At 68.7% G+C, this 14028-nt stretch carries 10 protein-coding genes; 6 read left to right on the top strand and 4 right to left on the bottom strand.

The features are described from left to right. Positions 1-87 precede the first annotated feature (87 nt). The 4 genes from OIU93_RS01295 to OIU93_RS01280 all read left to right on the top strand — a co-directional run bounded on the left by OIU93_RS01295 (position 88) and on the right by OIU93_RS01280 (position 3796). Positions 88-486 carry a DUF3499 domain-containing protein gene (locus tag OIU93_RS01295; protein ID WP_264268244.1) on the top strand — a complete coding sequence of 133 codons (399 nt, stop codon included), beginning with the start codon at positions 88-90 and terminating at the stop codon, positions 484-486. A gap of 10 nt (positions 487-496) precedes the next feature. Then, positions 497-694, top strand: a complete 198-nt coding sequence (locus OIU93_RS01290; RefSeq protein WP_264268243.1) for a Trm112 family protein — start codon at positions 497-499, stop codon at positions 692-694. 11 nt (positions 695-705) lie between these two features. Then, positions 706-2172 (top strand): adenosylhomocysteinase, encoded by a 1467-nt coding sequence (ahcY, locus tag OIU93_RS01285; RefSeq protein WP_264268242.1) that lies wholly within the window; start codon positions 706-708, stop codon positions 2170-2172. A 250-nt stretch (positions 2173-2422) separates the two neighbouring features. Beyond that, positions 2423-3796, top strand: a complete 1374-nt coding sequence (locus OIU93_RS01280) for a TIGR01906 family membrane protein (RefSeq protein ID WP_264268241.1) — start codon at positions 2423-2425, stop codon at positions 3794-3796. Between the two features lie 91 nt (positions 3797-3887). Here the strand turns inward: OIU93_RS01280 and OIU93_RS01275 are convergent, their stop codons facing one another. Then, on the bottom strand, positions 3888-5735 hold the full coding sequence (locus tag OIU93_RS01275) for a long-chain fatty acid--CoA ligase (RefSeq protein WP_264268240.1): 1848 nt from the start codon (positions 5733-5735) through the stop codon (positions 3888-3890). Positions 5736-5810: 75 nt separating this feature from the next. Further along, the gene (locus tag OIU93_RS01270; protein ID WP_264268239.1) at positions 5811-7418 is read right to left on the bottom strand and encodes a dolichyl-phosphate-mannose--protein mannosyltransferase; all 1608 of its coding nucleotides are present in this window, start codon (positions 7416-7418) and stop codon (positions 5811-5813) included. A gap of 65 nt (positions 7419-7483) precedes the next feature. Between OIU93_RS01270 and rsmI the strand changes: the two genes are divergently transcribed. Further along, a complete protein-coding gene (gene rsmI / locus OIU93_RS01265) occupies positions 7484-8332 on the top strand; it encodes a 16S rRNA (cytidine(1402)-2'-O)-methyltransferase (RefSeq protein ID WP_264268238.1) in 849 nt (282 codons plus the stop codon). Between the two features lie 167 nt (positions 8333-8499). Next, positions 8500-9984 (top strand): NAD-dependent succinate-semialdehyde dehydrogenase, encoded by a 1485-nt coding sequence (locus OIU93_RS01260; RefSeq protein WP_264268237.1) that lies wholly within the window; start codon positions 8500-8502, stop codon positions 9982-9984. A 149-nt stretch (positions 9985-10133) separates the two neighbouring features. Here OIU93_RS01260 and OIU93_RS01255 read toward each other — a convergent pair whose 3' ends face one another. Continuing rightward, entirely contained in the window at positions 10134-12575 is a 2442-nt protein-coding gene (locus tag OIU93_RS01255; protein ID WP_264268236.1) for a DUF3488 and transglutaminase-like domain-containing protein, read from the bottom strand. After that, a complete protein-coding gene (locus tag OIU93_RS01250) occupies positions 12572-13996 on the bottom strand; it encodes a DUF58 domain-containing protein (RefSeq protein WP_264268235.1) in 1425 nt (474 codons plus the stop codon). The genes OIU93_RS01255 and OIU93_RS01250 overlap by 4 nt, the downstream gene beginning before the upstream one ends. Positions 13997-14028: the final 32 nt, after the last annotated feature.

The raw sequence follows: 14028 nt of genomic DNA, 5'->3' as shown, positions 1-14028 counted from the left end.
CCTATGCCACCTCGGCCCCGCGGGAACCGCCTGCCGCACGGCGATGCGCCGACGCCGTGCCGCCGCGCTGCGGTAGTCTGTGTAACCGTGGGATCATCCAGACTTTGTTCACGTTCGGCGTGCCGCCAACCGGCCATCGCCACCCTGACCTATGTGTACGCCGACTCGACGGCGGTGCTCGGTCCCTTGGCGACCTTTGCGGAACCGCATTGCTACGACTTGTGCTCGCTCCATGCCCAGCGCCTGACCGTGCCGCTGGGTTGGGAAGTCATGCGCCTGGCCCTGCCCGAGCAGGGACGGCTCGGCAACGACGACCTGTACGCGCTGGCCAATGCGGTGCGGGAAAACGAGGCCGATGTGGCACTCGCCCCGGCCCCGGAGGTCCCGGCTCCACGCACCTCGCCGCCGGCCATCGAGCCCGGCAACGCCCAGGGCATGACGCGGCGGCACCTGCGGGTGCTGCGCGAAGGGAACCTGGAGCCCTAAACTGGGTTCCATGTCGAATCTCTCAGCCCAACTCTCTGCCCAGCTCCGTTGCCCTCGCACCGGCTCCACCCTCATCCAGCACGGTGACACGCTGGTGTCCACCGGAACCGGGGACAACGGGGAAACCTACAGCTACGACATCGTCGAGGGGATCCCGGTCATGCTGGCCCCCGAGGCCACCGTCATCCCCGCGAAGACCCAAGGCTAGGGGCCGGGGACATGGGCATCGATTTCCGGGTCGCGAACCTGTCCCTGCACGAGGCCGGACGCCACCAGATCCGCCTGGCCGAGCACGAGATGCCCGGATTGATGTCCCTGCGCGCCGAATACGCGACGGAGCAGCCGCTGGCCGGCGCCCGCATCGCCGGGTCCCTGCACATGACGGTGCAGACAGCCGTTCTCATCGAGACCCTCGTGGCCCTGGGCGCGCAGGTCCGCTGGGCCTCCTGCAACATCTTCTCCACCCAGGACGAGGCCGCGGCCGCCGTGGTCGTGGGCACCGGCACCCCGGAGAACCCCGCCGGCGTCCCGGTGTTCGCCTGGAAGAACGAGTCCCTCGAGGACTACTGGTGGACCGCCGAGCAGGTCCTTACCTGGCCGGGGGCCGAGACCGAGCCGGAGCTCGGACCGAACATGATCCTGGACGACGGCGGCGACGCCACCATGCTGGTGCACCTGGGCGCGCAGTACGAGGCCGCCGGAGCCGTGCCCGGCCCCGAGGCCGCGACAAGCCACGAACACTCCATCGTGCTGGACACCCTGCGCGTCTCCCTGTCCAATGACCCGGCCAAGTTCACCCGCATTGCCGCGAGGATCAAGGGCGTCACCGAGGAAACCACCACCGGGGTGATGCGGCTGAACCAGATGGCAGCTGCCCAAACGCTTCTCTTCCCGGCGATCAACGTCAACGATTCGGTGACCAAGTCGAAGTTCGACAACAAATACGGCATCCGCCACTCCCTGCCCGATGGGCTCATGCGCGCCACCGATGTGCTGATCGGCGGCAAGGTGGTCATCGTTTGCGGCTACGGGGACGTGGGCAAGGGTGCCGCCGAAGCCATGCGCGGCCAGGGCGCCCGGGTGATCGTCACCGAGATCGACCCGATCTGCGCCCTGCAGGCGGCCATGGACGGCTACCAGGTGGCCCGGCTGGAAACCGTGCTGGAACAGGGCGACATCTTCGTCACCACCACCGGCGGCAAGGACATCATCACCGCCGGGCACATGCAGCTGATGAAGAACAAGGCCATCGTGGGCAACGTCGGGCACTTCGACAACGAGATCGACATGGCGGGACTGGCCGCGATCCCGGGCGTCCAAAAGGTCGAGATCAAGGCCCAGGTGCACGAGTGGACCTTCGAGGCCGGTTCCTCGGCCGAACGCTCCGTCATCGTGCTCTCCGAGGGCCGGCTGCTGAACCTGGGCAATGCCACCGGCCACCCCTCGTTCGTGATGTCCAATTCCTTCGCCAACCAGGTGATCGCGCAGATCGAGCTGTACTCCAAGGCCGGCACGGGGGAGTACGCCAAGTCCGTCTACGTGCTGCCCAAGATCCTGGACGAGAAGGTCGCGCGCCTTCACCTCGCCGCCCTGGGTGTCGAACTGACGGAGCTTTCGGACGCGCAGGCCCGGTACCTCGGACTTGATGCCGCCGGTCCGTACAAGCCGGAGAGCTACCGCTACTAGGAAGATCGCGGCCCGGCCGCCGAAGCACTCCCGGCCGCAGGTACGGACGCCCGCCTTGCCTCCGCGCCTCGTGGCGGCAAGGCGGGCGCCGGTGCGTTGCCCGTCCGACACGCGGACCGAAAACACGCTGGTGGGCCGCGGGTGAACCCTCGGCTCGATAGGCTTAGCTGTGTGTTTGGCAGTGGGCGTTGGTGGCCCGCAACGCCCCGCACCGCAAGCGCACCGCATGTCAGAGTTTTGAGGGAGAAGCATGGCTGAGCAGGACGAACCGCAGACCGGCAAGCCGGGAAAGCCGGCGACCGCACAGGCAGTGCCCGGTGCCGGCGCCAAGACCGAGGCCGGATCCGGCTCGTTGAGCGCCGCCGCCGCGTCGGCCGCCGCCCGGATCGAGGCCTCGATTGTCGCCTCGCGGACTGCCGCCGCGCAGAAGGCCGCCGAAGCCAAGGCGCCGGCAGCACAGGCAGCGAAGTCCGCAGCAACGACCGGCGCTGCGCCGGCCAAGCCTGCGCAGGCCCCTGCCGCCGCACCGGCGGCCGCGACCCAGCCGGCTGCCACACCCCTGAAACCGGCCGACCCGGCAAAGGCGACCCCTGCCGGGGCAGGCGCCCAGAAGCAGGCCCCGGGCAAGGCCGAAGAGCCCGAGGAAGTCGAGGACATCATCGCCAAGATCCCGGTGGAACCGCTCCCCGAAACCGCCAAGGTCGACAAGTCGTCGTCACCGGCAACTGCCGGATCCGCAGCATCGACGGACAACGACCAGACCCGCGCCATGCCGCGCCCGGTGGCCCCGGCCACACCGCAAACCGCTTCGGCCATTGCCGAGGCACGCAGCAGGGTCTTCGGCGCCTACACCCCGGTGCCCGAGCCGACCCCTGCGGCCCGCGAACGCCGTGCCGCCCGCGAGGCCGCCCTGGAATCCAAGCCGCCACTGGCCCGCACCCTCCAGGTGTTGCTGGCCATCGCCTACCCCCTGGTGCTGCTGATCCTGGCCATCCGCCTGGTGGCCAGCCCCATCTTCCTGTGGATTGCCTACCAGCGCCCCGGATTCCCCGTCGACAGCTTCGGGTTCACCACCGCCGACAGGCTGACCTACGGCTCCTTCGGCGTGGACTTCCTGAACAACGTCGCCGACAACCGGTACCTGGCCGAACTGCGGGATCCCAACGGCAACCCGCTCTTCCTCGGCACCGAGGTCCAGCACATGGCCGACGTCAAGAACGTCATGTCCTTCACCTATCTGGGCGGGACCATTCTGGGCGTCATCGCGCTCATTGCACTGATCTACCTGGGCAAGCGCTACGCCGGCGGGATCCGCCGCGGGCTCTTTGCCGGATCGGTCGCCACCCTGGTGCTGCTTGCAGGTCTCACCGTCGTGGCGATCCTTGGCTGGGAAAGCTTCTTCAGCACGTTCCACCGGATCTTCTTTGCGGACGGCACCTGGACCTTCAACTTCTCAGACACGTTGATCAGGCTCTACCCGCCGCAATTCTGGATCGACGCAGCCATCGGCATCGCCGGCCTGGTGGTCATCACGGCGCTGGTGACCCTGATCGCCACTTGGCCTACGGCCAAGCGCCGCGAGGGCTCGCGCCTGCGCCAGGAAAAGCGGGTCTTCGGGCTGTAGCACTGCCGACCACTGCAGATTCCCGGGTGTTTCCCGGCTTCGATTCGGAAGCCGGGCCAAGCACCCGGGAATCGCTGTTTGTGCCGACCCTTCAGCGCCTGTACAACTGGTCGATCAGATCCTGGAAGTCACTGATGATGCTTCCCCGCTTCACCTTCAGCGAGGGTGTCAGGTGCCCCGACTCCTCGGTGAACTCCCGGTCCAGGACCACGAACTTCCGGATGCCCTCGGCCTTGGAGACCGCGGCGTTCGCCGCATCCACGGCGTCCTGGAGCTCGGCGAGCACCTTGGGGTGCATCGCCGCCTCGGCCGGGGAGAGAACCGGAAGGGCGTTGGCCCGGCACCACGGGCCCAGTTCTTCGGGATCCAGGGTCAGCAGGGCGGCGATGAACGGACGATTATCACCCACCAACACCACCTGGGAGACCAGGGGCGAGGTTCGGATGGCTTCCTCCAGCGGCCCCGGAGCCACGTTCTTGCCGCCTGCCGTCACCAGGATGTCCTTCTTGCGCCCGGTGATGCCCAGGAACCCCGACTCGTCCAGGGCCCCGGTGTCGCCGGTCCTGAAGAATCCCTCGGCGTCAAAGGCGTCGGCCGTGGCCTGCGCATTGTGGTGGTAGCCGGCAAAGACCCCGATTCCCTTGACCAATACCTCGCCGTCAGGCGCGATGCGGACGGTGGTGCCGGGGATGGGCAGGCCTACGGACCCCACCCTGAGGTTCCGCGCCATGTTCACTGTTGCCGGGGCCGTGGTCTCGGTGAGCCCATAGCCTTCCAGCAATCCCACGCCGGCGCCGCGGAAGAAATGGGCCAGGTCGGCGTTCAAGGCGCTGGCGCCGAAAATGGCGTAACGCACCCTGCCGCCCAGCACCGCCCGCAGCCGCGGGTAGAGCACCTTGTTGAACAGGGCGTGCCGGGCCAGCAGGAGCGGGGAACGGCGCGAGGCCAGGCCGCGGGCCCGGGCGTCGGCGCTCCGGGAAAATTCGATGGCTGTCGACTCCGCCTGGGCGAAAAGCTGGCCCTTGCCCGCGGCCAATGCCGTGCCGGCCGCGGTGGTGCGGATCTTTTCGAAGACCCTGGGCACAGCCAGCAGGAAGCCCGGTTTCACGGCCGCCAGATCCGGCTCCAGGGTGGAGGCCGAGGACGCGTGTGCGATGGTCGATCCTGCGTGCACGCAGACCTGCTGGACGGCGCGGGCCAGGACGTGGGCCAGCGGCAGGAACATCAGGGTGCGATCGTTCCGGCCCAGCACCGGGGCCATGTGCCGGGCCAGGTTCACGGCAACCAGGGAGAAATTCGCGTGGGTCATCATGCAGCCCTTGGGCCGTCCGGTGGTGCCGGAAGTGTAGACCAGGGTGGCGATGTCCTTCAGGCCGGCGGAGGTCCGGGCGGCCTCGACCAGTTCATTGCCGATCCCGCTGGCGGACCCCTCCGCCAGCAGTTCCCGGAGTCCTGCTGCAGGGATGTCGGTCGGCCCGGGGGCCTCGGGCCCCTCAAAGGTCCACACGGTGACCTCCTCGTCCACGGATCCGGCGGCCTCCGCGAGCACTCGTGCGCAGGCTGGGTCCTCGGCAAACACGTGCCGGGCGCCGGAGTCCTGCGGGATCCACGCCACCTGGTACGGGGAACTGGTCTCGTAGATGGGAACGGACACAGCACCGGCAAACCAGATCGCCTGCTCGGCCAGCGCCCATTCATAGCGCGTGCGGGACATGATCCCGATCGTTTCCCCGGGGGCGATCCCGGCGGCCAGCAGCATCTTGGCCAGCGAGCGGACGTCGGCGACGAAGTCGGCGGTGGACACGTCGGTCCACGAGCCTGCGCGCTTGACGCTAAAAAGCGGTGCGCCGGTGCCGCGGGCCAGACGGTCCACCAGCAATTGGGTGGTGTTGAAGTCCTGCGGCAGGTCCTGGAGAAGTGGTGTGCTGGCTTCGCGCATGGTGTGGTGCTTCCCGGGAGATGGTCGGCGTGTGGTCTGGGTCATCACCTATGTTACCCATTGGTAATTTGGGGTCTATCCCCAGCTGGGCATCCAAATGTGGTTGCGCCAGTTCTCGTAGGTGACCATCTCCCCGGTCCACACCGGGAGGAAGTAGGCGGACACGACAACGACCAAGGCCAGGAAGATCCCCACGCCCCACAAGAGGCGCCGCCGGTGCCACGGCACCTGGCCCCCGACGGGCAGGCTCCTGCCCAGCACGTAGCACAGGGAGAGAATCAGGAACGGGGCGAAAGGCAGGGTATAGAAGAAGAACATTGTCCTCTCCGGATAGGCGAACCACGGCAGGAACCCGGCGCCCACTCCCGCCAGGATGGCCCCGGCACGCCAGTCGCGGGCACCGATCCAGTGGAAAAGCACCAGCAACAGGCTCAGCGTCGCCGCCCACCACATGATCGGGTTGGGCAGGTCGGTGATCGCCTGCACGCAATCCGAAGAGGTGCACCCGAACTCGCCATTGCCGCGCGATTCGTAGAAGAAGAGCACGGGGCGTCCGGCAAAGAGCCAGCTCCAGGGCGAGGACTCCCAGCCGTGAGGCGAGCCCAGGCCCTCGTGGAAGGAATAGGCGGCCCGGTGGTATTCGCCCAGTGAACGCAGCGCCCCCGGCACCCAGCCCCAGGTCTCCGAGGGATTCTCCGCAGCCCATTGGCGGTAGCGTCCGCCCGAGGAGAGCAGCCAACCGGTCCAGGTGGCCAGGTACACCACGATGGCCGTGGGGATGATGAGCAGGAACGCCGGGACCCCGTCGCGGATCAACCCGGCGGCGATCCAGTGGCGGATCCCGGCGCGGCGCCGGGCCGAAAGATCCCAGAGCACCGTCATCAGTCCGAAGACGGCAATGAAGGACAACGCCGACCACTTGACCCCGGCTGCACAGCCGAACATCACCCCGGCCACCAAGCGCCACGGCCGCCACCACAGCCACGGGCCGTAGGCCAGCAACCCCTCGGCGGGGCGGGCGCCATCGGCGGTGGCCAGGGCGCGGGCCAGTCGCTCGCGTCCGTCGAAGCGGTCAAGGAGCAGGGCGAAGAACCCTGCCAGAAGGAAGAACATCAGGAAGATATCGAGCAGTCCGGTGCGGGACATGACCAACTGGTGCCCGTCGATGGCTGCCAACAGGCCGGCCACGCCGCCCAGGAACACCGAGGAGAACATCTTCTGGGCAACCAGCGCGCACAGCAGCACCGCGAGGGTGCCAAAGAGCGCGGCGGAAAAGCGCCAGCCCAGCCCGTTGTCACTGCCGAAAAGCCACATCCCCGCGGCGATCAGCCACTTGCCCAGCGGGGGATGGACCACGAAGGAGGCGGAGTCCTTGGGCTCCGGGTGCCCTGCAATGAAGGCATCGTTCGGCTCCTCGCCCCACTCCAGCTCGTAGCCCGCCTGCATCATGGTGAAGGCGTCCTTGACGTAATACGTCTCGTCAAAGATCAGCAGGTGCGGATGGGCGAGGTTGGTGAAGCGCAGCACCGCCGCGAGAGCGGTGACCGCCAGCGGAACGATCCAGCCCCAGATCCCGGGACGGTGCAACGGGCCCGCCAAACGGTCCCTCAGGGCTTCGCGCCCGAAGGCGCCGGCCGGTGGGAGGACCCAGCGCCGAAGTCTCTGCGTGGAAGCTGTAGTCACTGTCAATACTCTACCGGCGCCCGTCGGCGGGATCCGGCGGCACGCGCGGGCAGTAGGCTTGGGGCGTGGAAACTCAAGAAACCCCGGGCCAGATCGTCTTGGCGGCAACCCCCATTGGCAACCTTTCCGACGCGTCCCCCCGCCTGATCGAGCTCATGAAGAGCGCAGACATCGTGGCCGCCGAGGACACCCGGCGTTTCCTGCACCTGGCCACCGGCCTGGGAGTCCGCGTCCCCGGGCGCTTGATCAGCTACCACGAGCACAACGAAACCCACCGGCTGACCGAGCTGCTCGAGCTGGTGGCCGGCGGGGCGACCATCCTGGTGGTCTCCGATGCCGGCATGCCCGCTGTCTCCGACCCCGGGTTCAAGCTGGTCGAGGCAGCCGTGGCCGCCGGCGTCACCGTCACCGCCGTGCCCGGGCCCTCCGCCGTGCTCACCGCGCTGGCCCTGTCAGGGCTTCCCACCGACAGGTTCACCTTCGAGGGCTTCCTGCCCCGCAAGGCCGGTGAACGGACCAAGCGCCTTCAGGACCTGGCCACCGAGCAGCGGACCATGGTCTTCTTCGAGGCTCCGCACCGGCTGGACGCGATGATCCGTGCGCTGCGCGATGCCTTCGGACCCGAGCGCAAGGGTGCCATTGCCCGCGAACTGACCAAGATGTATGAGGAAGTGATCCGCGGAAACCTCGACGAGCTGCTGGTGTGGGCCGAGGGGGATGTCCGCGGCGAAATCGCCGTGGTCATTGCCGGCGCTCCGGCCGGGGAGCCCGCACGCGCCACCGACCACGTGGCCCAGGTGCAGCAACTTGTCTCGGAGGGCCTGCGTCTGAAGGAAGCTGTGGCTGCGGTCGCCGAGACCGAACGCGTGTCCAAGCGCGAGCTCTACGCAGCGGTGCTCGAAGCCCGCGCCTGACCATTGCGCCAAAAAACCACCGGGACGCGCATGGGATGACTGCACAAAATGGCGGCTTCGTCATAGTGCAGATAGAAATTTACAGTCACTTGCCGCGGCGCTAGCGTGGAGACCAACACGATCCTGCAATTTTCGCAACACCCCACAGTTCAAGGGAGAACGCCGCTATGACCATTACCCCCGAGCGCGAAGCCGAGCTGCTCGCCTCCGTCCCGACCGGTTTGCTGATCAACGGCGAATGGCGCGACGCCTCCGATGGCGGTACCTTTGACGTCGTTGACCCGGCCACCGGCAAGGTGCTTGCCACCCTGGCGAGCGCCACCTCGGAAGATGCGATGGCAGCCCTCGACGCAGCCGACGCCGTCCAGAAGACCTGGGCGCTGACCGCACCGCGTGAGCGTGCCGAGATCTTGCGCCGCGCCTTCGACATGGTCACCGCGCGCGCCGAGGACTTCGCCCTGCTGATGAGCCTGGAAATGGGCAAGCCGTTGGCCGAGGCCCGCGGCGAGGTCACCTACGGCGCCGAGTTCCTGCGCTGGTTCTCCGAGGAGACGGTGCGCGACTACGGCCGCTACCTGACCACTCCCGAGGGCAAGAACAAGATGATCGTGCAGACCAAGCCGGTCGGCCCGTGCCTGCTGATCACCCCGTGGAACTTCCCGCTGGCCATGGCCACCCGCAAGGTCTCCCCGGCCATCGCCGCCGGCTGCACCATGGTGCTCAAGCCCGCCAAGCTCACCCCGTTGACCTCCCAGCTCTTCGCCGCGGTCATGATGGAAGCCGGCCTGCCGGCAGGCGTGCTCAACGTCGTCTCCTCCAAGAGCGCCTCGAAGATCTCCGGCCCGCTGATGCAGGATGACCGCCTGCGCAAGGTCTCCTTCACCGGTTCCACCGCCGTGGGCAAGATGCTCATGAAGGACGCCGCCGACAAGGTGCTGCGCACCTCCATGGAACTGGGCGGCAACGCACCGTTCCTGGTCTTCGAGGATGCCGACCTGGACGCCGCCGTCGAGGGCGCCATGGCAGCCAAGATGCGCAACATGGGCGAGGCTTGCACCGCGGCCAACCGCTTCCTGGTGCACGAGTCGGTGGCCAAGGAATTCATCGCCAAGTTCTCCGCCGCCATGGGCGCGCTGAAGACCGGCCGCGGCACCGAGTCCACCACCAATGTCGGCCCGATCATCGATTCCGGCGCCCGCGACGACATCCACGCGCTGGTTTCCAAGGCCGTCGAGGCAGGCGCCGTAGCGGAGACCGGCGGGGCCCCGATCGATGGCCCGGGCTACTTCTACGCACCCACCGTGCTCTCGAACGTCGCCAACGACGCCGAGATCCTGCGCCAGGAAATCTTCGGCCCCGTCGCCCCGGTGACCACCTTCCGCGACGAGGCCCACGCCATCGAATTGGCCAACGCCTCCGAGTACGGCCTGGCCTCGTACATCTACACCCGCGACCACAACCGCCTCTTCCGCGTCGCGGAGCAGATCGAATTCGGCCTGGTCGGCTTCAACGCCGGCGTCATCTCCAACGCCGCCGCCCCGTTCGGCGGCGTGAAGCAGTCGGGCCTGGGCCGCGAGGGCGGCGCCGAGGGCCTGGCCGAGTACACCACCACCCAGTACATCGGCATCGCCGACCCGTACGCGGCCCGCTAACCGCCAGCGGCACCGACGGCGGCGCCCCCCTCTGCTCCACACGGAGCAACGGGGGCGCCGCCGTTTTCGTTGGCGGGGCCCCGTTGCGGCGATGCCGCTCTCGGGACCGCCGGCGGGATCGCCGTAGCCCAGCCACAGGGCAGGGCAAACTACCTGGCCGAGGCGTAGCCGGAGGCTCCCAACGGGCGGGGAGCAAAGAGCGACCGCGGCCAGAGGCTGCGCCCCAGACGCTCACCGACCCCCATCGAGGCCGCCAGGGCCTGCCGCGCCTCGCCGAGGGCCGCTTCCAGTGAGGCGGGGTCTTCCTCATCGCCGGGGCGTGCGTAGCGCTGGCGTTCATAGGCTCCGGCCAGCGCGTTGAGGGATTGGGCGGCAGCGGGGAAGCTACGGGCCAGACGCCGGGAATAGTCCCCGGCCGATTCGTCCAGCCTCATGGGCCAGGAGAAGTCAAGGCCAAGGGCCACGAGTTCGGACCAGGCAGCCGCCGGTCCGGTTTCCTTCCCGGGGCGGATGTCCGCACGTCCGTGCAGGGCCATGCGCGCGATGCGTCGACTGCGCTGGATCCTGCGCACCATCCACGGCGCCGCCCCTGCCAGCAGCACGACGAGCAGGCTGCCCGCCAGGCCCGACGTCGGGGACCCGGCCCCGGGGCCGGAGCCCCGCGCCGCCTCCGCAGCCTCGGACGAGGCCTCGGAGGAGCTGGCGGATGCGGAATTTGAGGCGTTGGGCGCGGTCGGGTTCAGGGTCGGGTCGACGTCCGGGGCAGGCAGCGCAGGTGCGTAGTCCGGGGGGATCCCGCGCCCCGGGGTCGGCTCGAACGCGACCCATCCGGCACCAGGGAAATAGAGCTCCGGCCAGGCGTGGGCGTTGCGCGAACTGACGGTGAACTCATCCAGTTCAGAGCCGTTCTGTCCGGCGATCGACTCCCCGGTGGGGGTGCCGGGGGCGTAGCCGGTGACCAACCGGCTGGGGATGCCCAGCTCGCGGGCCATCAGGGCCATGGTGGAGGCGAAATGCACGCAGTACCCGGCCTTTTCCTGCAGGAAGGCGTCGATGACGTCCAACCCGCTGCCGTCGTAGCCGTCTTCGACCGGGGTTTGTTCCGAGTACCTGAACGCCGCTGAACGAAGGTAGTCCTGGATGGCGACGGCCTGTTCGTAGGGGTCGTTGGCGACATCGCCCACCGCGGCCTCGGTGGCCTCTGCCAGGGATCCGGGAACGTCCTCGGGCAGCTGCAGGTATTGGGGGTCGACCTCGGCAAAGAAGCCACGCGGGATCGAGGAGGAGAGCTCGGCGAGCATCTGCGCGCTGATCTGCGGGTTCACACTCATCACCGAGTAGTCGGCGGCCGCCGGCGGCTGGCCCTCGGCGGCCAGCAGGGTGCCGGTGTCCGGGCTCCATCCCCAGTTCCCGCCCAGGCCGTTGAGCGTGATCGCGTTTCCGGGCAGCGGCATCCACGCGCCGCGGTACCTGTCGGTGATGACCCGGGTATAGGCGGGCCGGGCCGATTCGAAGGCCCGCGGGAAGGCTCGGGTCACCAGGTTCTCGGTGGCAGGGACCCGGCTGGCCTCGGGGTCAGGCAGCCAGCGGTCGGCGGTGAGTTGGCCGATCACGGAGGTCCGCAGGTAGGTGGGGGAGTCCGCATCGGTGAAGTAGCGCAGCACCGTGCCGGAAGAGCGGTTGCGCAGGTCGTTGCCCAGGGCGATCATCGGGTCGATGTTGGTGGCGATCCTGCCCCAGGACGGACGGCTGCCCTCGGTGAGCATGCCCTTGGAGAACCCTGGAATGGCAGCGGGCAGCACCAGCAGCGCGACGAGGGCGCCGGCCAGGAGGGCTGCCCCCTGCAACAGCGCCCCGCGGGCCTGCGGCCCGGGCGAGGTGTGCCCGCCGGCTGCCTCCTGCGGGCCGGCGAGTTCCATGGCGCGGCGCCTGCCCGAACCGGTGTCGGACTGCCACCGCGATGCAGCCAGCACCAGCAAATAGCCCACGGCCGTGAGGGCAACGGTCATGATGCCTGCACCGTGCGGCTCGAAGAGCGAGGCGATGGACAGCAGCAGTGCCAGCGGGATGCCGGCCAGGGCCGCGGCGCGGAGCTCGAAGGCCAGGGCGTCGACGGCCAGAGCGACCGCGGCGGCCCAGACACAGATGGAGAAGACGATGACCCCGGTGGTTTCCACCGGCGGCACCTGGGAGCCCATTTGCTCATTCGCCATGGCCCAGACCTTCAGCAGGGCGCGGTAGGTCGCCCCGGTCGGCACGACGCCCAGCCAGGCGGTGTTGGAGAAGAACAGGAAGGTCAGCGCCAGCACCGCCACCACTGCCCCGGCCAGGGTCCCCAGGTAGCGGCGCGGGGAGAGGCAGCGCACGAGGTTGGCGGCCACCACGATGCAGGTGACCACCACGAACACCTGGAGCATCCACCCCCAGCCGCTGATCACCCCATGCAGCGAGGCGGTGGCCCCGAGCATTGCCGTGAGCGTGGCCAGGGCCGCGAAGGCGGCCGCGGGGATCCCGGAAACAGCTGCGTCGGGTGCCTGCCGGGGTGAACCCGGGGGCGGTGTATCGGTCCGGGGCAAGGTCGCGGTGCTCATGACTGGTGCCACAATCCGGCCCAGGCCTCGGTGAGCGTGGTCTTCGGGTTCACCGCGACGGCCGACCAGCCGGCCTGGCGGAAGCGGGAGATGATCGGGAACAGGTGCGCCTCGCGGTTGGCCACGCACAGCACCGTCACCTTGCTCCGCGCACCGACGACCTCCAGCCAGTCATCTGCCTGTTCGGGGGTGGGTTCGCCCAGGATCAGCACGAGCCTGTCGCCTCGCTCGCGCATGCGTTCCTTCAGCGCCGCGGCGAGCGTGGACCTGGCCGTCTCGTGGCGCTGGACCGCGGAGTCCTCAAGTGCCAGTGCGGCGAGTGCCTGCTGCATCCGGGCCGTGGCGTGGGGACCTGCAAACAGCTCGCCGGCTTCCTCGGTGCCGGAGGCGGAGACGTCGTTGACGCCCTCGCCGCGGTGGTCGATCAAGTCGATGCCGAACCCCGTCTGCGCCAGGTAGGCGCCGACGCCAAGTGCCGCGTGCAGAGCCCATTCGAAGCGCCGGCTGGAGTCCTTGGGCGCGGAGGTGAATTGCGGGATCTGCAGCGACGGCTCGGAACCGGCGCCCTGCGACAGGAAGGCAGCGCGGGAACGGTCCAACATGATGACGGCCCTGGGGGTGGCCCGGTAGTCCTCCTGGCGCACCATCAGCGAGCCGCGCCTGGCCGTGGCCGGCCAGTGGATGCGCCGCACGGTGTCCCCTGGACGGTACTCGCGGGTCATCACCTCAAAGGAATCGGGGGTCAGCCGGCGGTTTGAAGCGGCCTGGCCGTGGGATCCGTGTTCGCCCGGAATGCCGGTGGGCTCCAGCGCCTCGCACACCGGCAGGGCAATCAGGGCGCTGGGCGCATCGAGGGCCGCGGGGCGGGCGGCAAGCCCGAAGACGTCGGCAACCTGCGCGCGCACCGGCCCGATCGCGTAGATGCCGCGTGTGGCCGGCCGCAGGCGGTATTCGTACCAGCTGCCGGAGCCGCCGGCCCCCTGCGCCGCGGTGCGAGAGGGGTAGTTGAACTCCGGGCCCTTGCCGAAATCCTCGGGCAGCGTGTCGCTGAGCGGGATCGATGCACCGGAACGTCCCCGATGGGTGATGTGCAGGCGCACCCGCACCGATGAATCCGTGGTTGCCTGCGGCGGGTTGAAGGTCCGGGTCACCGTGAGCGCGGGGTTGCCGAAGCGCAACAGGAAGGCAGCCAACAGCGGGGTCACCAAGAGGAAAAGGGACACCGCCATCAGCTCGCGCCGTCCCAGCAGGAAGGCGCCAAGCAAGGCAATCGCCCCGGCGGCAAAAAGGCCCCAGCCGCGCGCGGTGAGGAATCCCAGGTGGACCTTTTCGCGCAGCGTTGCCGGAGGCTCGGCGATCGCCCAGCGGCCGCGGGAAGGGGAATCGCGGAATTCGTTGGGTTCCCCGGTGTCGGTGCCCATGTCTGCCCTCACCTTGCCTCTTCGCGTTCGGC

This window comes from Paeniglutamicibacter sp. ZC-3 (assembly GCF_025847175.2).
Taxonomy (GTDB): Bacteria; Actinomycetota; Actinomycetes; order Actinomycetales; family Micrococcaceae; genus Paeniglutamicibacter; species Paeniglutamicibacter sulfureus.
The sequence above is the reverse complement of the archived record's forward strand: the minus strand, read 5'-3'. Positions and strand labels throughout refer to the sequence as shown.

Coding starts and splice junctions, on each gene's coding strand:
- OIU93_RS01280 (WP_264268241.1), top strand. CDS start 2,423: ATGGCTGAGCAGGACGAACCGCAGACCGGCAAGCCGGGAAAGCCGGCG.
- OIU93_RS01290 (WP_264268243.1), top strand. CDS start 497: ATGTCGAATCTCTCAGCCCAACTCTCTGCCCAGCTCCGTTGCCCTCGC.
- OIU93_RS01260 (WP_264268237.1), top strand. CDS start 8,500: ATGACCATTACCCCCGAGCGCGAAGCCGAGCTGCTCGCCTCCGTCCCG.
- ahcY (WP_264268242.1), top strand. CDS start 706: ATGGGCATCGATTTCCGGGTCGCGAACCTGTCCCTGCACGAGGCCGGA.
- OIU93_RS01250 (WP_264268235.1), bottom strand. CDS start 13,996: ATGGGCACCGACACCGGGGAACCCAACGAATTCCGCGATTCCCCTTCC.
- OIU93_RS01275 (WP_264268240.1), bottom strand. CDS start 5,735: ATGCGCGAAGCCAGCACACCACTTCTCCAGGACCTGCCGCAGGACTTC.
- OIU93_RS01255 (WP_264268236.1), bottom strand. CDS start 12,575: ATGAGCACCGCGACCTTGCCCCGGACCGATACACCGCCCCCGGGTTCA.